Source organism: Coriobacteriia bacterium, assembly GCA_030652115.1.
Taxonomy (GTDB): Bacteria; Actinomycetota; Coriobacteriia; order Anaerosomatales; family Anaerosomataceae; genus UBA6100.
The window spans coordinates 119,134-138,363 of the sequence record JAUSBK010000003.1 but is presented as its reverse complement, the minus strand read 5'-3'; the positions used below and the strand labels follow the sequence as shown (position 1 = coordinate 138,363).

The window sequence follows — 19,230 nt, the reverse complement described above, 5'->3', positions numbered from 1 at the left end:
AACCCGCAGCCGCGCCTTCGGTCTCAGCCTAGCTCACGAGCAATCGCGGCGGCGAAGCGCTCAACGTCCTCCGTGGTCGTGTCCCAGCTGGTGACCCACCGGACCTCATCAGCACGTTCGTCCCAGGTGTAGAAGTCGAACTCGGCCTGGAGCGGCGCGATGGCGTCGTGGGGAAGCACCGCAAAGACCTCGTTGGCGTCGACACGCTGCGTTATGCGCACGCCCGGCACCGCGCCCGCGCGCTCCGCGAGCAACCGCGCCATCGCGTTCGCGTGTCCGGCGTTCTCGAGCCACAGGTCGCCCTCCAGGAGCGCCGCGAACTGCGCGCTCACGAACCGCATCTTCGACGCCAGCTGCGCGCTCTGTTTGCGCACGTACTTGAAGTCGGTGGCGAGCGCAGGATCGAGGAACACCACGGACTCGGCGAGCACCGCACCGTTCTTCGTCGCGCCGAAGGACACCACATCCGCGCCGGCACAGGCCTCGCCGAGCGAACAGCCGAGGGACGCAGCAGCATTCGCGAGCCGGGCGCCGTCGACATGGACCCGGAGTCCGAACGTGCGGGCAGTGGCGACTACCGCTTCCAGCTCACGTGCCGAGTAGACCGTCCCGTACTCGGTGGACTGCGTAATGGACACGACGCGCGGCTGACTCGCATGCTCGAAGCCCACGCCCGTGATCGCGCCCTCGATGAGCGTAGGCGTGAGCTTGCCATCTGGCGTGGGAACCGCCAGCAGCTTCCCGCCGGTGAATCGCTCGGGTGCCCCACACTCATCGGCGTTGATGTGCGCCGTTGCGGGACAGATCACCGCTTCGAACGGACGCATCAGCGCCTGGAGCGCGGTCACGTTCGCACCGGTGCCGTTGAAGACGAAGAAGGCCTCCGCCTGCGCGCCGAAGTGCCCCTGCACGAGCCCGCGGGCCTGTGCGGTCACCGGATCGTCGCCATACGCGTGGACGTGGCCCCGATTCGCTTCGGCCATGGCAGCGAGCACCGCCGGGTGCGCCCCCGACGCGTTGTCGCTCGCGAAACCACGCAGTGCCTCCATCACCAGCGATCGTCCTCCTCGCGCCGCCGCATGCGGCGATGTCCGAGCAGGCCAAGGACGATGCCCCCCGCCCCGACGCCCAGCTTCCAGAACGCCGCCGGGTGGTGACGCTCGCTGCCGCGCTCAAGCAACTCGACGGACGTCGCGTGTACGTCGAGATCGCCACCGTGCACATCACAGGCCTGGTTGAAGGTGCCGGTCACCACCACGCGATCGCCGTTGTGACCCCAGTCGCCGAAGACCTCAAGGTCGTCGGCCAGCTCGGCAGGCGCCCAGACCCCGATCGCGACGCCATCTGACAGCACGTTCACCCAGACGTGACCGCGACCGCCGGCCAGCACCTCGCTGACCACTTCACCCTCGAACGTGACGGTCGAGCCGTCCAGCCCGCTTTCGGCGCTCACCAGCTCAGCCGCCGAAGTCCGGGACACGACTTCCACCGCGATTCCTCGAGCGGGCAACGCCACCAGCGCTACGACCATCAGCAGCACGACCAACCTGATCCTCATGCCCGCCCCCGTCTCGCACGAGAGCGCACGGAGGCCACCAGGCTCGCCACCATGGCAAGCACCGCAACGAACTCGAGCCGCCCCGTCCACATCTGCAGGATATAGGTGATCTTAAGTCCCGCGGGCATCGCGGGCGAGGTGATCCCCGCCGAGAGGCCCACGTTTGCCGTGGCCGAGATCGACTCGAAGAGCGCCTCACGCGCGGGATAGCCGTACGCAAGGCCAACCAGCGCGCCGGTCACGTACGACACAACATACAGCGCGAAGACGATCAGTGCGCCCGACACGGCGTCTGCGGTCAGGTGCACGTCGGTCAGGTGATGGAACTTCATGCCGACGATCGCGCTCTGAGGAGCGATGGCCTGCTTGATGCGAAGCAGCAGGCCCTTGAAGATGAGACCCGCGCGTAACGCCTTGATGCCACCCGCAGTCGATGACGCCATGCCGCCGAGCGCCATCGCAAGCATGACAGCGACGAGCGCCAGGTCACCGTACCCACGCGTCCACTGGGCGGCATACAGCGTCTGCTGGCCCGTTCCGCTGTGCGCCGAAAGTAGATGGTAGAGGCCTTTGCGAAGCACCTCTCCCGGCTCCGAGTAAAGTGCGGTGGCGCCCAGACCCAGCCCCACGGCAAGCGACAGCAGACCGATGTGCACGGCCAGCGTGCGCGACTCGATGTTCCTGAACAGCTCCCTGCGGTCGCCGCGCCAGATATCCGCGTGCAGGTTGAAGTTGAGCATCCCCGCGAGCATCAGCATGACCGTGACGATCTCGAACAGCGGGCTGTGGTAGTAGAGCGCGTTTTGCGACTGGGGCGCGAAGCCTCCCGTGTCATAACACGCGATCGTGTGCCAGAAGCCGTGCAGTACGGCCCGGCCGAGTTCCATACCGGCAAGGAGATTGCCTACCGAGAGGATCGCCGTCCCGAGTGACACGTATATCAACGTCACGAACCAGATGAAGCGCGCGGTGTGCATCACGTTCGGCAGAATCCGCTCGTCACGACCCTCGGCCTGATAGAGCGACACCGCTCCGCCTCCGCGCACGCCGAAGGCAAGCGTCAGCACGGCGACGACGATGCCCTGCCCGCCGATGAGATGCGTGAGGTGCCGCCACATATTGTGCGCAAGCGGCAGGTGATCCAGGTCCTGTACGAGCGTGAGACCCGAAGTGGTGAAACCGGACATCGCATCGAACAGCGCGTCAAGGAAGCTGCCATAGTGACCGGACAGCGCCAGCGGCACCGCCCCGACCAGCGACGCAGCCAGCCAGACCAGGGCGGTCACGACAAGCGCGTTCTGCCGATCGAGATGCACTCCCCATGGCGCCCGACTGGCAAGCATGCCTCCGAGGCCTGCGGCAACGCCGATCCCACACACATAGTCGAGCGCGGGATCCCACTCCCCCGCCACGAGTGCCGTTAGCAGCGGGATGAGCATGGCGCCGGCGAACGACACCATGAGTATTCCGACGTAGTGAGCGATGATGTCGCGGTCCCGCGAGCGAAGTCCGACCCACATCCGGGCTACCTACCGGATCCACGCAGCGAGGAGCGCAAGCCCGGCCGCGAACAGCATGAACGCCGCGAACGAGACGATCTCGACCAGCAGACCCGAGACTGCGTGCCTGTAGGGACTGTGAAAGCGAATCTCCATCGTTCAGGACCTCCTCGCCCACCCTGCGGGTGTCGGCTTACGCCATTGTGCCACATGCCCCGGGTTGGCAGGCCGCGCGACGTGCTAGGCTTGGACGACCGGAGCAAGGAGACCGTATGGGCCTGTTCGGCAAGAGCGAGAAGACGCCTGTGGCATCTGTGGAGATCGCGCTCCTCGGCGAGGACCGTGCGCGTGTCGAGTTGTGGCTGGAGCAAGCCGAGCGTCAGGAGAGCGGCTACAACGCCGTGCTGCACTTCCTCATGTACTACGCGCGGCTCCTCTTCTTCCTGAGCTATCGCGACACCGCCGAGGAACTCGTCGGTTGGATGGATGATGCGGTCAAGCGCCTGGCCGCTGCCCCGCAGGGAGAGCCGGTGGATGTGGCGCACGGCCGGACCCTCGTCGAGGTGTGCGAGGAGCCTCGAGCGGTGTGGTCCTCGGTGCTGACCAGGGTGGCCCCCGGCGAGTACCGCTGCAGCGAGACGCGCCCGACGGATCCCGAGGACGCGGACGCCCAGGCGGCGGCGCTGTGCCACCTGCAGAAGCTGACCGATACCCTGCCGCCGCTCGAGCGCGCGTACCTCGTGATCGCCATCGCCGGCATGCATGAGTACTACCGCGAGATCAAGGTCTGGGGCAACAGCAAGAGCCTCCGCCCGGCTGTGGCCTACGGCATGAGCCGAGCGCGCGACGTCCTCGAACGGCAGTAGCGCTACTCCATGTAGCGGAGGTCCGCGATCATGTAGCCGACCTCGGTGGGCACCACCCAGTACTCCCAGCCCTCCACGCTGCCGTACCACGACTGCGTGGTCTGCACCCAGAAGCTGCCGTCCGACTGCTCGGTATAGCCGTCGACCGAGTAGTAATCGAATCCGCCACCCGAGACCGCCGCGCTCGCGGCGTCCGAGCGGAACGGGTCGACGGTGAGTGACTGCGCCTCCAGGCCCATGTCGCTCTGCACGTAGGAGAGGTGCATGTCGACAATCCACATGGCCTCGTCGGCCGGGCTGCCCGAGACGTCACCGCCGAAGTCGAGGCCGCTCACCTCGATGACCGACCAGGTCCCGTCGGGGTTCTGCTCCAGGTAGATCTCGTCGACAAACTCGCTATTCGGCGGGCCGGCCCAGTACGTGGCGTAACCGTCGCCCTCGTCGTAGAGCTGATACACCCAGTCGCCGACCCCCGAGGCGTCGAGCTGTGCCATCACGGCCTCGTCAGCAGTGGCGTAGCTGTCGAGCGCATTGCCCGAATCGGTGTCTGTACCATCCGTATCACTGTCGCCCGCATCGGTGTCGGTCGTTCCGGTGTCGGTCGTCCCCGGCGTCTCGTTGTTCTTGTCGTTCCACGCCTTGTAGGCGAAGAAGCCTCCCACGCTGCAGCCGACCAGCAGCAGGATGAGGATGATCACGATCGCGACCACGAGCCCGGTCTTCTTCTTGGGAGGAGCCGCCTGTGTGACTGGCGCGCCGTAAGCGGCTTGCTGCCCGGCGACCTGCTGGTCGTACGCGACCTTCTCCTGCTCGTATGCAGCCACCTGCTGGGCGTACTGCGCCTGCTCGTATGCGGCCTTCTGCCGTTCGTACTCGGCAACCTGCGCCTGGTACGCCGCCTGGGCGGCCGGATCCGGTCCGGGCATCGGCGCCGTCGGCTGCGGTAAAGACTCGGTCACCGCGGCGGATGCCGGGGCCTGTTCGATGGTCGCTCCACACGAGCCGCAGAACGCGGCACCGTCGCGGACTTCGGCCTGACAGTTCGGGCACAGCATGGTGGAGGCCCCCTCGCATGATCGACGCGTCTGCCATGACTGTATTGCCGGTCGAGCACGCATGTAAAGGGCAGGCGGAAGACGCCACGCGGACGGCTCGAAACAAAGGATGGACGGGGCGCAGAACCGCTAAGCGACCGCCGACTCGAGTTCGAGGCGACCCTGGTCGTACCCGCCGGCTGCCTCGGTACGCCGCAGCGCCACGATCGCGATGTCATCGGCGAGCCGTCCCTCGGAAAAGCCGAAGGCCGACATGAACAGCGACTCGGGAACCGTCGATGCCGATTCCCCGGCCGCCTCGGCGCACGCGCGCAGCAGCCGATCGGTGCCGAAGGACTCGCCGCGCGGCGACCGCGCGTCCACAAGCCCGTCGGTGTACATCACCAGCAGGTCGCCGACGTCCAGATGCGCGTCATGATTGTCGTAGCGCATCCCGCCAAGCGCGCCCAGCACGCCCCCATCGTCGGGGAGCAGCACCGGCACGCCGTCCGCACGGACGATCACGGGTGGCGGATGGCCGGCCAGGCTGTACGCCATATGACCCGTGGAGCCGTCGATCAGGCCGAAGAATGCCGAGACGAACTCGTGCGGCGCGGCCCCCCGGAGCACCAGGTCGTTCGCACGGTCCATCACGAGCTGCGGTGAGGGCAGACGCAGCGCCTCGGAGCGCATCGCGCTCTTCACGAGCGCGGTGAGGCCCGCCGCCTCTGCGCCGTGGCCCGCGACATCGCCGATGAGCACGCCGAGCCGTCCCGCCTCGAGCGGAATGACGTCGTAGAAGTCGCCGCCCACGTAGCTCACGCCCGAAACTGCGTGGTACAGGTGGCCCATCTCGAAGCCGGGCACCGTCGCAGGTGCACCGAAGAACGCGCCTCGTAGCTGCCGGGTCAGGTGACGCTCGTTGGCGTACTGCCGGGCGTTCTCGAGGGCGAGCGAGAGCGACAACTCGAGCTTCTGCAGCAGGTCGTGCTGTGCGTCGCCGAAGCTCACGTCTTCGTCCCAGCAGAAGCCCATCGCACCGGTGACCTCGCCCCGGCTCTTGAGGGGCACGAGCGCGAACGCGCCGATGTCGTGCTTCACCATCAGTTCGAACTGCTCGCGCCGCGTCGCATCCGACTGCGAGACCGCGAGCGCGTGCCCCGTCTTGGCCACGAGCGACGGGAGCGAGACCTCGTCCTCCCGGAACTTCAGGCCCGTCATCTCGGCAGGCCAGCCGTGGACGTTGCGGAACACCCAGTAGCCGTCATCGCGCTCGGCGATCCAGCCCCAGTCAGCGGCAAGAGCCTCGGTGGCCTCCACGAGCACACGCTGAAGGATGTCTTCGGAATCGAGTGAGGAGAGCACCGTGACGTCGATCAGGTTGATGGCGCGCCGCAGGTCAGCCGCGACGGCCTCCTGCGATGTGCGCTCCGCAACCGACAGCGACACGTCCACCGCAAGCAGCAGCACATCGAACGGATGCCCGATGCGGCCCGGAACAGGCAGGTATGAGAGCTGCCAGAACGTCACGTCGCCCCACGAGGTCTTGAACTCGTACGCGGGGACGGTGATCGGCTGACCCGTATAGGCGACATCGATGAAGCGGGAGGCGCTGCGCGAGTCGGACATGAAGCCCCGCACCGGCATGCCCAGGAGGTCCCACTGCGGACGCACGTCTTCGAGGAGATCGCGGAACACGCCGTTCATCCACGTGAACTTGAGCTCGGAGCCCGACCACAGCGCCGCCGGGAACGACGCGCCTTCGAGCAGCATCGAGACGCGACCCGGATCGGTCAGAGCGTGTGCAGCAGCAGCCGACGCCTCTGTGGAGCGGTTGTCCACGCTGGTCACCTCCCGGGGATTCCGTGACGAGCATACTCTGCCTGTCATCCCTATCGGCACACATACCCAGCGGCAACAGACGCGTGCTGACAGGCGGTGACGCAGTGATGGAACCCGCCGAATCGCTGACGAACGGCACCATAAGCCGTATGGCATCTGCCGAACGGTGGAACGAACAACGTACAGACCGACGAAGGGGATGCCATGAAGTCACTGCCATGGTGGTTCTGGGTGCTGGGCGTCGTGGTGATCGCACTGGCGATCGGCGCCGGCGTGGTCGCCGGCCGGACGATGAGCGCGGACGACGTAGGGGACGAGACTGAAACGACGGCGACTGTGGAGCCGGACGAGGAGTCCGAACCCGAAACCGAAGCCGAAGGCGAAGTCGAGGCGGAGTCCACCGCCACGCAGACCGTGCGCGTGTATCTCGCGCGCGGCGAGTACCTCGGTGTCGTGACGCGCGAGGTTCCCGAGACACCGGCGCTCGCACGCGCGGCCGTGGAGGAGCTGCTCGCCGGACCCACCGCCACCGAGCAGGGATGGGGTTTCGGCAGCGAGGTGCCCGAGGGCACGCGGCTTCTCGGCCTCACGATCGACGGCGGGACGGCTCGCGTCGACCTCTCCGGCGAGTACGACACCGGCGGCGGCACGCTCTCGATGACGATGCGGCTCGCCCAGGTTGTATACACGCTCACGCAATTCTCCACCGTGGACCGGGTCGTGCTCATGATGGACGGCGACGTCGTGGACGTCTTCGGCGGTGAGGGCATCATGCTCGACGAGCCGCAGGAGCGGGGGGACTACGAGTACGTGCTCCCCGCGATCTTCCTGGAGAGCCCGACACCTGGCATGACCGTCGGAAACCCCGTGCGCCTCACCGGCACCGCGAACACCTTCGAAGCTGCGTTCATGGTGCGCATCCTCGGGCGCGACGGCAGCACGATCGTCGAAGTCCCGGCCATGGCGACCTCCGGCACGGGCACGCGCGGTACCTTCGACGTGAGCGTCTCCTACCCGCTCGCAGCCGGTGGCGAGGGCGCCATCGTGGTCTACGAGCAGTCGGCCAAAGACGGCTCGGACATCAACGTGGTCGAGGTGCCGGTGACGCTTGGGCCCTGAGGCCTCCTCGCCACCTCACGCCGCTTCTACGCAGCCAGCAGCTCCCTGTCGGCGTTCTCGCCTGCGGCCTCGGAGGGCTTGGGCGGCTTCGTCGCGAAGGTGAGCGCAGCCGCGACCAGACACAGCCCGGCGGCGACCGCGTACGCGATCCCGTAACCTCCCGTGGAGTCGACGATCGAGCCCGCCGTCATGGAGCCGAACACGCCGCCCACGCCCCATGCCGTGAAGACAAGGCCGTAGTTGACGCCGTAGTTCTTCGTGCCGAAGTAGCCCTGGGTGGTGGACGGGAACAGCGCGAGGTTCGCCCCGTAGCTGAATCCCACGAACGCCGCGACCGGCACGAGCATCGCCGGCGCGTCGGCGATGGACAGCACGCCCATCATCGCAGCCTGCATGACGAAGACGACGAGCATGGTCTTCGTGCCACCGAGGCGGTCCGAGGCCATGCCCGCAACCACGCGACCTGATGCATTGCCGACCGCCAGTACGGCCACGAGCGCGAACCCGAGGTCGGCGCCGGGCATCTGCAACGCCGCGATCTTCGCCATGTGCCCGATGATCATCAGACCGGCGAATGCGGCGAACGCGTACATCAGCCACAGCAGCGCGAACTGCGGGGTGCGGATCATCTCATGCCAATCGTACTCGCGGTGCGCGACGGCCGGGTGTGCCGCCGCGGCGTTCGCGACCCGCTGCGCGGGCGCATGCTCCTTCGGCGGGTTACCGAGCAGCTGCGCAAGCGTCACGGTGGAGATGAGGAAGCCCACACCCAGGATGCGGAACGTCATCGCGATGCCGTACGCGCCGAGCAGCCACTGGGTGAGCGGAGCGATGTAGACGCTCGCGAGACCGAATCCCGAGACCACGAGACCCGTGATGAGCCCCTTCTTCGCGGCCGGGAACCACTTCACAGCAGCCGGAGTGGCCGCCGCATAGCCCAGACCGATGCCGGTGCCCGCCATCACGCCGAAGCCGAGCACGATCGGAAGACGGGTGTCGGCGGAACCGAAGCTTGCCACGATCATGCCGAGTCCCGTGAGCGCCCCGCCAAACGTGGCGACGATCCGCGGCCCGAGGCGGTCCTGCGCGCGACCGGCGAACACCATCGAGACGGCGAAGACACCGCACGCGACGGCGTAGGGCAGACTTGCGCCACCGGCCGTCCATCCCCAGTCGGCCGTAAGCGACTTGGCGATGATGCTCCACGCGTAGAGCACGCCGAGCGCAAGGTTGATACCGATGCCGGCGAGCGTGACGATCCAACCGCGCGCGGGTGAAGCGATCTTCATGCTGAGAGCCCCCTACAAGCGCCTTCGGACACACCGTCCGCCAGTATGCAGGCAAACGTATCTGCGCGCACCCCGAAAGCGGGTGGACGGCACACATGTGTCGGCGAGTGGCGGTCGTCATCGGCCGACGCGCTCCCCTATACTCGGCCTGACACCTGACGTGAGGGGGCATCGATGAGGGGGCTGGTTCGCTGGCGGCTGGCGCTTCAGGCGCTCGTGGCGTTCGTGACGTTCGGAGTCCTCAAGTACGATGCCCGATTGAGCAGGTAGCCGATGCCCTCCTGGGTCGGCATGGTTCGCATTGCAGGTACTCCCTTTCGCTAGCCGACGTGCCTGATGCTTCGCACGCCGAGTTCGTCGTCGATGATGTCGATCGTGACGGTATCACCCTCGCCCACCGTGCCCTCGATGAGCGCCTTGGCTACACGGTCGACCACCTCGCGCTGGATCACGCGCTTGAGCGGACGTGCGCCGAAGACGGGGTCGAACCCGTCGATGGCGATCCGCTCGGCAGCCGCAGGCGTGACTTCGAGAGCGATCTTCCGCTCGGCCAGGCGCTGGCGCACGATGCCGAGCTGGATCTCCATGATCGCGGACACGTCGTCGAGTGAGAGCGCGTGGAAGACCACCGTGTCGTCCACCCGGTTCAGGAACTCCGGCCGGAACGTGGCGCGGAGCGCCTCCTCCACGAGCGCCTTCATCTGCTCGTACTCGCCGCCGCCCTTGGCGAGTTCGGTGATGAACTGGCTGCCCACGTTGCTTGTCATGATCACGATCGTGTTGCGGAAGCTCACCGTGCGACCCTGGCCATCGGTGAGGCGCCCGTCGTCGAGCACCTGCAGCAGCACGTTGAACACGTCGGGGTGCGCCTTCTCGATCTCGTCGAGCAGCACGACCGAGTACGGGCGTCGCCTCACCGCCTCGGTGAGCTGGCCGCCTTCCTCGTAACCGACGTAGCCCGGAGGCGCGCCGATGAGGCGCTGCACGCTGAACTTCTCCATGTACTCGGACATGTCGATGCGCACCATGTTGCGCTCGTCGTCGAAGAGGTACGCCGCAAGCGCCCGGGCAAGCTCGGTCTTCCCCACACCGGTGGGGCCGAGGAAGATGAACGAGCCGATGGGACGGTCCGGATCCGCGAGTCCCGCGCGAGAACGCCGGATCGCGCCGGCAACCGCGGCTACCGCTTCGTCCTGACCGACCACTCGCTGATGGAGAAGCTCCTCGAGGTGTGCGAGCTTGGCGAGTTCGCCCTCGAGCAGCCGGGACACCGGAATGCCGGTCCATGCGCCCACCACCTCGGCGATCTCGGCCTCGGTGACCTCCTGGTTCAACATCCCGGCACCGGCCTGAAGCTCCTTGAGTTTTGTATCCGCCCCGGCAAGCTCGGTCTCCAGCTGCGGAATACGCCCGTAGCGGAGCTCGGCTGCCCGCTGGAGATCGCCTTCGCGCTCGGCCCGCTCGCCATCGAGCTTCGCTTGGTCGAGCTCGCTTTGCAGCCGTTTCACGTCGTCGGTGACACCGCGTTCGCTGCTCCAGCGCGCATTCAGCCCGGAGAGCCGCTCGCCCAGGTCCGCCATCTCACCGCGCAACACCTCGAGGCGCTCCTTGCTCGCCTCGTCCTTCTCCGCCTGGAGCGCCTGCTCCTCCATCTTCAACTGCCAGACCTGACGGTCGAGCCGGTCGATCTCCTCCGGCTTAGAGTCCATCTCGATCTGGAGGCGCGAAGCTGCCTCGTCGATGAGGTCGATCGCCTTGTCCGGCAGGAATCGGTCCGCGATGTAGCGATCCGAGAGGGTGGCGGCTGCCACGATGGCGCCATCGGCGATGCGTACGCCGTGGTGCACCTCGTAGCGCTCCTTCAGGCCGCGCAGGATGGCGATCGTCTCCTCCACGCTCGGCTCGCCCACGAACACCGGCTGGAAGCGGCGCTCAAGCGCGGCGTCTTTCTCGATGTGCTCGCGATACTCGTCGAGCGTGGTGGCGCCGATCGCGTGGAGCTCGCCGCGCGCGAGTGCGGGCTTGAGCATGTTGCTGGCATCCATCGAGCCTTCGGCAGCGCCCGCTCCCACCAGCGTGTGCAGCTCGTCGATGAAGAGGATGAGCCGTCCCTCGGCCTGCTCGATCTCCCGTAGCACAGCCTTCAGACGGTCCTCGAACTCGCCGCGGTACTTGGCGCCCGCTACCATCGCGCCGAGATCGAGCGATACCACGTCTTTGTCCTTGAGCGTGGACGGAACGTCGCCCGCGACGATTCGCTGTGCGAGCCCTTCCACGATCGCCGTCTTGCCGGTGCCCGGCTCGCCGATGAGCACGGGGTTGTTCTTCGTGCGGCGTGAGAGCACCTGGATCACGCGGCGGATCTCCTCCACGCGGCCGATCACCGGGTCGAGCTTGCCGTCGCGCGCGGCCTGCGTGAGGTTGCGGCTGAACCGTTCGAGCGCCTGGAACTGCGCTTCGGGGTTCGCATCGGTCACGCGCGCGCCACGGCGAAGTTCCTCAAGTGCCTGGAGCGCGCGCTTCTGGGTTACGCCGGCTCGCTCGAGAATCCGCCCGGCCTCGCCCTTGTCATCCGCCAATGCAACCAGCATGTGCTCCGTGGTTACGTACGCGTCCTTCAGCTTCTCGGCATGCTTGAACGCGTCACCGAGCACGCTGTTGAGGCGCGGCCCCACGCCAGCCGGGCCCTGGGCGCCAGCGCCCGTGACCTTGGGCATCGCCTCGATGGCCGAGGTGACCTCGGCCTCCACCAGGTCGGGGTCGGCGCCCACCTTCTGCACGATGGGGCGCACGATTCCCTCGGCGGCATCGAGCAGCGCCTTCAAGAGGTGCTCGGGCTCGATCACGTGCGAGGATGCGTCATCGGCGATGCCCTGTGCCGCCTGGAGGGCCTCCTGCGCTTTCACTGTCAGCTTGTCCAACCGCATGTCACTCAACTCCTACGAGCCACGCCCGTTCCCCTTGCGGCAGCCACCCGGGCTACCGGCCGACGGTTCAAGCGGGTGCTGTCCTGTTCTTCATCACGCGTGAGTACACCCACGCCACAACCAGTCAAAGCGGGCCGCCGTGGATCTCCCCTGCGCGCACGCCCTCGAGCCAGCGGACAAGTCCGCTGCGCCTGTCAGTCATCAGCGACCGTCCCTCCGCACCATGCCGCCACGCGGCACGTGCACGATGTCGGCCCGCATCGAGCGGCGGAACTCGTTGATCTCGTTCGCCAGCTGCCGCTCGGCGCGCGACGCCGCGGCCTCGGCGTCGGCGAGCTGCGATTCGAGCCGCTCCTTCTCGATCTGGAGCTCGATGATCCGCATCACGCCCGCGAGGTTGACTCCCTCGTCCTGCGTGAGCTGCTGGATGAGCCGCAACCGCTCGATATCGGCCTCCGAGTACAGGCGCGTGCCGCCCGGCGAACGCGTGGGCTGCACGAGCGCCTTGCGCTCGTAGATCCTGAGCGTCTGTGGATGCACGCCCGCCAACTCGGCGGCCACGCTGATCATGTAGACCGGCCGGTCCTTGCCACTGCTGCCTCGCTGCTGTCTCACCACGGCCGGGACTCCTTCCTCATGCGATGTGCGCCCGAACGTCCTCGTCACGCGACGACTCGAATCGGCGCAGTAGTTCCTTCTGCTCGGCGGTGACCTTGTCCGGCACCGCGATCCTCACGCGGACCTTGAGGTCGCCGTTGCCCTTGCCCTTGAGCTTCGGGGCGCCCTTGCCCGGCACCCGCAGAACCTTGCCATCCGCGGTGCCCGGCGCCACCTTGAGCTTGACCTTGCTTCCGTCCGGCACGGGGACGGTCACGTCGGCCCCGAGCGTCGCTTCCACGATCGTCACCGGCAGGTCGATCAGCACGTCCGCGCCATCACGCGCGAAGAACTTGTGCGGCGTGATGTGCGTGATCACGTAGAGGTCGCCCGCAGGTCCGCCGCCTGTGCCCTGCTCGCCCTTCCCGGCGAAGCGCAACTTTCCGGCGTCGGTCACGCCCGGCGGGATGTTCACCGTGAGCGGTTTGACGCGCACGACCTTGCCCTTGCCCTTGCATGTGGCGCACGGGCTCTCGACGATCGTGCCCTTGCCGCCACAGCGCTGACACGGCCGCGAGAAGCCGAAGAGGCCCTGGCCCTGGCTCACGTGCCCGCTACCGTTGCAGGTGGGACAGGTGACCGGGCTCGTACCCGGCCGCGCGCCCGTGCCCTTGCATGCGGCACACGTCTCGGTTCGCCTGACGTCCACCTTCGTCGACGTGCCCTTGAGCGCCTCGTCGAACGAGAGCGTGAGGTCGTACTGCAGGTCGGCCCCGCGATGCGCGGCCTTTCGGCCGCCACCGCCACCTGAGGTCCCGCTGAACAGGTTGCCGAACAGATCGCCCAGGTCGCCCATGTCGGCCGTCTGATAGCTCGCTCCGCCCGGGAAGCCGCCACCGGGATAGCCGCCCGGGTAACCCGCGCCTCCGGGACCGGCACCGGCCGGCGGCATGTTCCCGCCGAAGTACCGGCCATAGGTGTCGTACTGCGTGCGCTTCTCGTCGTCGGAGAGGATCTCGTACGCCTCGTTCAGCTCCTTGAACTTCTCCTCGGAGCCTCCCGCGTCGGGATGATGCTTGCGCGCCTGCTTGCGGAACGCCTTCTTGATCTCGTCGGTCGTGGCCGTCTTGGGCACGCCGAGTATGTCGTAGTAGTCCTTGTCGGCCATGGCCTACTCCTTCGGCGCGGGGCCTCCGGTGCTCACGACGACCGCCGCGGGCCGAAGCACGCGACCGTGCATCCGGTAGCCGGCCTGGAACATGTCCACCACCGTGCTCTCGGGCACGTCGTCGCGTGCGGACTGTCCGACCGCCTGGTGCTCGTTCGGATCGAACTGCTGGCCGAGAGGATCGATGCGCTCCACGCCCTCTTTGGCGAAGACGTCGAGCACCTGCTGGACCACCATCCGCACGCCATCCGTGAGCTGCTGGCCCTCGCCGCCCGATTCCACGTGCGCAAGCGCGCGCTCGAGGTTGTCGAGCGCGGGCAGCATCTCGGAGATCACGCGCTGGCCCGCGCGCTTGGCCGCGTCCTCCGCGTCCCGCGCAACCCGCTTGCGGTAGTTGTCGAAGTCGGCCTGCAGACGCTGCGCGGTATCGAGGTGCGCGGCGGCTTCCCGCCGCGCAGCCTCGAGCTCGTCTTCGAGCACGTCGCCCCTGAACTCATACTCAGCCCCGAGGTCGTCCCGGAGTTCAGGATCATCGACGGGCATGGAGCCGACCGGGGGAACCCCGAAGGGAACCTCCGCAGGGCGATCGGCCCGGGGACCGAGACCGGATGGGTTACCCCCGGTCGGGTCTTTGCGCGTGCGGTCCATGATTACTGATCCTCATCGACGACTTCGTAGTCGGCCACTTCTTCGTCACCCTCGGGCGCAGCCTCGGCGCCTTCGGCACCCTGCTCCTCGGAGACCTGCTGGTACACGATCTCGGCGAGCTTGTAGCTCTTCTCCTGCAGCGCCTGCGTGGCGGTGCGGATCGCGTCCGTGTCGTCGCCCTCGAGCGCCTTCTTGACCTCTGCAACCGCCGCCTCGACGTCGCTCTTGGTCTCGGCAGGGACCTTCTCGCCAAGGTCGACGAGGGTCTTCTCGGTGCCGTAAACGAGGCTGTCGGCGGTGTTGCGTGCCTCGGCCTCTTCCTTCTTCTGCTTGTCCTCGTCGGCGTGGCTCTCCGCGTCGTTCACCATGCGGTCCACTTCCTCGTCGGAAAGCGCGGTCGTGCCGGTGATGGTGATCTTCTGCTCCTGACCCGTGCCGCGGTCCTTGGCCGAGACATTCACGATGCCGTTGGCGTCGATGTCGAACGTGACCTCGATCTGCGGGATACCGCGCGGCGCCGGCGGGATGTTCATCAGGTGGAACTTGCCGAGCGTCTTGTTGTAGGTGGCCATCTCGCGCTCACCCTGGAGCACGTGGATCTCCACCGAGTTCTGACCGTCGGCAGCTGTGGTGAACGTCTCGCTCTTGCGAGTCGGAATGGTGGTGTTGCGCTCGATGAGCTTGGTCATCACGCCGCCAAGGGTCTCAACGCCCAGCGAAAGCGGGGTCACGTCGAGGAGCAGGATGTCCTTCACGTCGCCGCCGAGCACGCCGCCCTGGATGGCCGCTCCGACCGCCACGACCTCGTCCGGGTTGACGCCCTTGTGCGGGTCCTTGCCGGTGATGCCCTTCACGAGTTCCTGCACCGCAGGCATACGGGTCGAGCCACCGACCAGGATGACCTCGCTGATCTCGCTCGCCTTGATGCCTGCGTCCTTGATCGCGGACTCCACCGGCTTCTTGCAGCGATCGAGCAGGTCGCTCGTGATCTTCTGGAACTCGGCACGCGTGAGCGTGTAGTCCAGATGCTTCGGGCCTGACGCGTCCGCCGTGATGAACGGGGCGTTGATCTGCGTGGTCTGCGTGGTGGAGAGCTCCATTTTCGCCTGCTCGGCCTTCTCCTTGAGACGCTGGAGCGCCATCTTGTCGGCGCGCAAGTCGATGCCGTGGTCGGCCTTGAACTTGTCCGCGAGCCAGTCGATCACGCGCTGGTCCCAGTCATCGCCGCCGAGGTGGTTGTCACCGTTGGTGGACTTGACCTCGAAGACGCCCTCGCCGATGTCGAGGACCGACACGTCGAACGTGCCGCCGCCGAGGTCGAAGACGAGAACCGTCTGGTCCTGGTGTCCCTTGTCGAGACCGTACGCGAGTGCAGCGGCCGTAGGCTCGTTGATGATGCGCTTGACCTCGAGACCGGCGATCTTGCCCGCGTCCTTCGTGGCCTGGCGCTGTGAGTCGTTGAAGTACGCCGGGACCGTGATGACCGCTTCGGTGACCGGATGGCCGAGGTACGCCTCAGCGTCGGCCTTGAGCTTCTGCAGCACCATCGCCGAGATCTCCTCGGGGGTGAAGTGCTTGCCTTCGATGTCGACGACCGAGCGGCCGTCTTTGCCCTTCGAAACGTTGTACGCGATGGTTCCGCGCTCCGAGGAGGTCTCCTCGAACTTGCGGCCGATGAAGCGCTTGATCGACGTGATGGTGTTCTCGGGATTGGTGATCGCCTGGTTCTTGGCGGCCTTGCCGACGATGCGCTCCCCGTCTTTGCGGAACGCGACGACCGACGGCGTGGTGCGGTCGCCTTCGGCGTTCACGATGATCGTAGGTTCGCCACCTTCGAGAACCGCGACCGCCGAGTTGGTGGTGCCAAGGTCGATACCGATGATCTTGCCCATGAGTAGTGCTCCTTTCGAATCCTCCCCGGCGCACGTCCGGAGCGGCTTGTTCACGAGATGCGGCGACTGCGGATTCTGTCACTCGTCCGCAGCCCTGCCGAGTCTAAAATCTGAGTGTTGCATTGTCAAGTTTCCTTACTGCGCCCCGTTGATATACCCCCGGAGCTGCGGCCCGAAACCCGCAGATGGGGAGTCTGTGGCCACCCCCCTTCATACCCTTTACACGCGGCCCCGCGGTCGGTATCATCCGCCGCGACACACCCGCCGCCGCGCGTGCGCGGTGCGAGAGCCAGAAGGAGACGCCCATGCCCCGACCCATCATCGACGAGGACGAGTGCTCAGGCTGCGGTATCTGCGTGGACGCGTGCCCGGAGGGCGTGCTCGAACTCGTGGATGACGTCACTCAGCCGGTGAACGAGGACGACTGCACGGGCTGCGGGACCTGCATGGAGGAGTGCCCGATGGGCGCCATCACGGAGATCGAAGAGGACTAGCCCCACCGCATCCAATGACCAGACGGGCGCCCGATGGGCGCCCGTTCGTGTTCTCTAGAGCTGCCCGTGTCTCTCGAGCGCCTTCAGCTGGCTCCACACGCGTCGCTTGTGCTTCTCATCGCCGAGTGACGCCTCGAAGCCATCCACCGCCAGCACGTCCCGCCCGAGTATGCTGACCACGATGCCGGGTGCAGGCGTCGGCATCCCGAACGCGCGCCCGAAGTCCTCGGAGGCGTGCTCGTCGAGCAGCACGATCGTACGCGGGTCGACGGCCTCGGCGAGCAGCCGGAGACGTTCGATGCGCTTCGCCTTCGCCGGTCCAACGCGAGTACACACAGCGAAGCGTGCCGGGGACATGCCGAGAGCGTCGAGCGCACGGCCGATCGCCGCACCGTCCTCGCCAGCAAGCGCGCGCTTCTTCGCACGGTCCCCGGGACCGGGTTCGCCCTTCACGAGCAACACATCTGCGAGCACATCGCCCTGCCCACGCACCACGCTGGCCCCGGGGACCAGCGCCTCGGCGGCGTCCACCTCGGCACGGGCCTTCGCGCGGTAGAGATCCTCGACCCTCCGTGCTCCGTCATCCGTGTCCTGTGGTGAGCTCATTGGTGCTGAAGGAACCAGGCAGCCGTTCCGCCAAGGCCGGTCTGCAGCTCTACAGCGGCGCGCCAGCCGAAGATGCGCTCGGCTTTCTCGGGCGAAAGGACGCTCTCATCGACGTCGCCCGCACGCGGATCGACGTGCTCGATCGTGCCGGGATAGCGCATCGTCACCCGCAGCCCCTCGGCAAGCATGTTCACCGAGGTGGCCCTGCCGGTGGAGATGTTGTACGCAGGACCGTTCGCACCGGGCAGCGCCAGCGTGCCCTCGAACTCGGCAGCCTGCACGCACGCGTTCACCACGTCGGCCACGAAGATGAAGTCGCGCGTCTGCTTGCCGGTCCCGTAGATGACCGGCGTCTCGCGCCGCGCCATGCGCGTGCCGAACTGGGCCACGACGCCGCCCTCCCCCTCGGCCTTCTGACGCGGGCCGTAGACGTTGGCGAAGCGGAACGCCGCGAAGTCGACGCCAGCGGGTCGCAGGACCTCGGCAAGCACGCCTTCGGCAGCGAGTTTGGAGTGGCCGTACGGCACCGCGGGCGCGGTGGGCGACTCCTCGGTAAGCGGAAGTTCGGTCGGGTCGCCATAGACAGCCGCCGACGACGCGAAGAGCACACGCCGAGCGCCGGCTGCGACCGCTGCCTCCGCTACGGCCCGGGTGCCCTCGACGTTCACGCGACGATCGAGCTCGGGGTCCGCGATCGAGACATGCACGCTCACCTGCGCCGCAAGGTGGACGACCACGTCCGGGGATGCCGCTGCGATGGCCTCGGCCAGGCCGGGCCCTGTGATATCGAGCCTGCGGAAGGCTGCGGCGGGATGGACGTTGTCCATGGATCCCGTGGACAGGTCGTCGATGATCGAGACCTCCGACCTGCCGCTGATGAGCGCATATACCAGGCTGCTGCCGATGAAGCCCGCCCCGCCGGTCACGACGACTCGCATGTGCGTCCCCTACTCCTCGGTTGCCTCGACGAGCCGCACGTCCACGAGCTTGGCCTGGACCGCGATCCGGTACGCCGCGCTGTACAGCGGATGGCATGCGGTGAGCGTCAGCGTCGGCTGCTCGGTCGAATCCACCACCTCGGTCTGACTCGGCAGCACGATGAGCGTGCCGGTGACCTCGTAGCGGTAGCGGCGGTACGGCGAGTACACGTCGATGGTATCACCCGGTTTGAGTTCATCCACGCGGCGGAACGGGGCGCCGTACGTCGTGCGATGCCCCGAGATGCCGCAGGTGCCTGTGGGCCCGGGCAGATCCGTCCAGTCGATCCAGCCGGGGCCACGGCGAAGATCGTTTGGGCTGACACCGTTCATGACGATCGCATCCAGGCCGATAACAGGGATGACGATCCTGCCGAAGGCCTCGCCTTCGGCGAGCGCGACCCAGTACGTCTCGTCCTGCTCACTCCACCCGGTGAAGTCGAGCGCGGGGCCGGCTGACGTCTCGAGCGACGCTTCGGGATCCTCCGCCGCGAACGCCACGACGTCAGCGTGCTCGTCACGGAGGTCACGCTGGGCGACCTCGGTGAGCAGCGTTGTGAGGGTGTAGTACGAGAGGAGTCCGAGCGCCACGCCGAGCAGGAGATTGCTCGCCGCACGGGTCCATCGCGCAGAGCGCTTCATGGGGCCTGACCCTCCTCTCGCCGTGCTCAGGCTGTGACGGCACGCACATGAAACCTGTGACGAATGCCACAA

18 protein-coding genes are annotated in these 19,230 nt (G+C 67.0%); 3 read left to right on the top strand and 15 right to left on the bottom strand.

Features of this window, described 5'->3' with window-relative positions; translation table 11 throughout:
- Positions 1-23 precede the first annotated feature (23 nt).
- From Q7W51_03470 to Q7W51_03455, 4 genes are read right to left on the bottom strand one after another with little or no spacing between them, the layout of a single operon-like run.
- Entirely contained in the window at positions 24-1,049 is a 1,026-nt protein-coding gene (locus Q7W51_03470; protein MDO8847435.1) for a low specificity L-threonine aldolase, read from the bottom strand.
- Positions 1,049-1,558: a hypothetical protein gene (locus Q7W51_03465; protein ID MDO8847434.1), complete on the bottom strand. Its 510-nt coding sequence runs from the start codon at positions 1,556-1,558 to the stop codon at positions 1,049-1,051. Before Q7W51_03465 ends, Q7W51_03470 begins: the two co-directional genes overlap by 1 nt.
- A complete protein-coding gene (locus tag Q7W51_03460) occupies positions 1,555-3,078 on the bottom strand; it encodes a TrkH family potassium uptake protein (GenBank protein ID MDO8847433.1) in 1,524 nt (507 codons plus the stop codon). The genes Q7W51_03465 and Q7W51_03460 overlap by 4 nt, the downstream gene beginning before the upstream one ends.
- Positions 3,079-3,087: 9 nt before the next feature.
- A complete protein-coding gene (locus Q7W51_03455) occupies positions 3,088-3,213 on the bottom strand; it encodes a hypothetical protein (protein ID MDO8847432.1) in 126 nt (41 codons plus the stop codon).
- Positions 3,214-3,329: 116 nt separating this feature from the next.
- Here Q7W51_03455 and Q7W51_03450 point away from each other — a divergent pair, with 116 nt between their 5' ends.
- Positions 3,330-3,923: a hypothetical protein gene (locus tag Q7W51_03450; protein MDO8847431.1), complete on the top strand. Its 594-nt coding sequence runs from the start codon at positions 3,330-3,332 to the stop codon at positions 3,921-3,923.
- 2 nt (positions 3,924-3,925) lie between these two features.
- On the opposite strand, the gene Q7W51_03445 is transcribed toward Q7W51_03450, so the two are convergent.
- Both Q7W51_03445 and Q7W51_03440 read right to left on the bottom strand, forming a co-directional pair.
- A complete protein-coding gene (locus Q7W51_03445; protein ID MDO8847430.1) occupies positions 3,926-4,978 on the bottom strand; it encodes a zinc ribbon domain-containing protein in 1,053 nt (350 codons plus the stop codon).
- Positions 4,979-5,107: 129 nt separating this feature from the next.
- A complete protein-coding gene (locus tag Q7W51_03440) occupies positions 5,108-6,799 on the bottom strand; it encodes a SpoIIE family protein phosphatase (protein MDO8847429.1) in 1,692 nt (563 codons plus the stop codon).
- A 204-nt stretch (positions 6,800-7,003) separates the two neighbouring features.
- Between Q7W51_03440 and Q7W51_03435 the strand changes: the two genes are divergently transcribed.
- Complete coding sequence (locus Q7W51_03435; protein MDO8847428.1) at positions 7,004-7,918, top strand: Gmad2 immunoglobulin-like domain-containing protein; 915 nt, start codon at positions 7,004-7,006, stop codon at positions 7,916-7,918.
- A 26-nt stretch (positions 7,919-7,944) separates the two neighbouring features.
- Here Q7W51_03435 and Q7W51_03430 read toward each other — a convergent pair whose 3' ends face one another.
- From Q7W51_03430 to dnaK, 6 genes are all read right to left on the bottom strand, one after another.
- Positions 7,945-9,207, bottom strand: coding sequence for an OFA family MFS transporter (locus tag Q7W51_03430; protein MDO8847427.1), 1,263 nt, complete (start codon positions 9,205-9,207; stop codon positions 7,945-7,947).
- A 320-nt stretch (positions 9,208-9,527) separates the two neighbouring features.
- A complete protein-coding gene (clpB, locus tag Q7W51_03425) occupies positions 9,528-12,134 on the bottom strand; it encodes an ATP-dependent chaperone ClpB (GenBank protein ID MDO8847426.1) in 2,607 nt (868 codons plus the stop codon).
- A 201-nt stretch (positions 12,135-12,335) separates the two neighbouring features.
- Positions 12,336-12,749 carry a helix-turn-helix transcriptional regulator gene (locus tag Q7W51_03420; GenBank protein ID MDO8847425.1) on the bottom strand — a complete coding sequence of 138 codons (414 nt, stop codon included), beginning with the start codon at positions 12,747-12,749 and terminating at the stop codon, positions 12,336-12,338.
- A 19-nt stretch (positions 12,750-12,768) separates the two neighbouring features.
- Entirely contained in the window at positions 12,769-13,899 is a 1,131-nt protein-coding gene (gene dnaJ / locus Q7W51_03415; GenBank protein MDO8847424.1) for a molecular chaperone DnaJ, read from the bottom strand.
- Between the two features lie 3 nt (positions 13,900-13,902).
- A complete protein-coding gene (gene grpE, locus Q7W51_03410; GenBank protein MDO8847423.1) occupies positions 13,903-14,547 on the bottom strand; it encodes a nucleotide exchange factor GrpE in 645 nt (214 codons plus the stop codon).
- Between the two features lie 2 nt (positions 14,548-14,549).
- Positions 14,550-16,439, bottom strand: coding sequence for a molecular chaperone DnaK (dnaK, locus tag Q7W51_03405; protein ID MDO8847422.1), 1,890 nt, complete (start codon positions 16,437-16,439; stop codon positions 14,550-14,552).
- A gap of 305 nt (positions 16,440-16,744) precedes the next feature.
- Between dnaK and Q7W51_03400 the strand changes: the two genes are divergently transcribed.
- On the top strand, positions 16,745-16,933 hold the full coding sequence (locus tag Q7W51_03400; protein MDO8847421.1) for a 4Fe-4S binding protein: 189 nt from the start codon (positions 16,745-16,747) through the stop codon (positions 16,931-16,933).
- 54 nt (positions 16,934-16,987) lie between these two features.
- Here the strand turns inward: Q7W51_03400 and Q7W51_03395 are convergent, their stop codons facing one another.
- From Q7W51_03395 to Q7W51_03385, 3 genes are read right to left on the bottom strand one after another with little or no spacing between them, the layout of a single operon-like run.
- Positions 16,988-17,539 carry a hypothetical protein gene (locus Q7W51_03395; GenBank protein ID MDO8847420.1) on the bottom strand — a complete coding sequence of 184 codons (552 nt, stop codon included), beginning with the start codon at positions 17,537-17,539 and terminating at the stop codon, positions 16,988-16,990.
- Complete coding sequence (locus Q7W51_03390; GenBank protein MDO8847419.1) at positions 17,536-18,477, bottom strand: NAD-dependent epimerase/dehydratase family protein; 942 nt, start codon at positions 18,475-18,477, stop codon at positions 17,536-17,538. Before Q7W51_03390 ends, Q7W51_03395 begins: the two co-directional genes overlap by 4 nt.
- 9 nt (positions 18,478-18,486) lie before the next feature.
- Complete coding sequence (locus tag Q7W51_03385; protein ID MDO8847418.1) at positions 18,487-19,158, bottom strand: class E sortase; 672 nt, start codon at positions 19,156-19,158, stop codon at positions 18,487-18,489.
- Between the last annotated feature and the right edge of the window lie 72 nt (positions 19,159-19,230).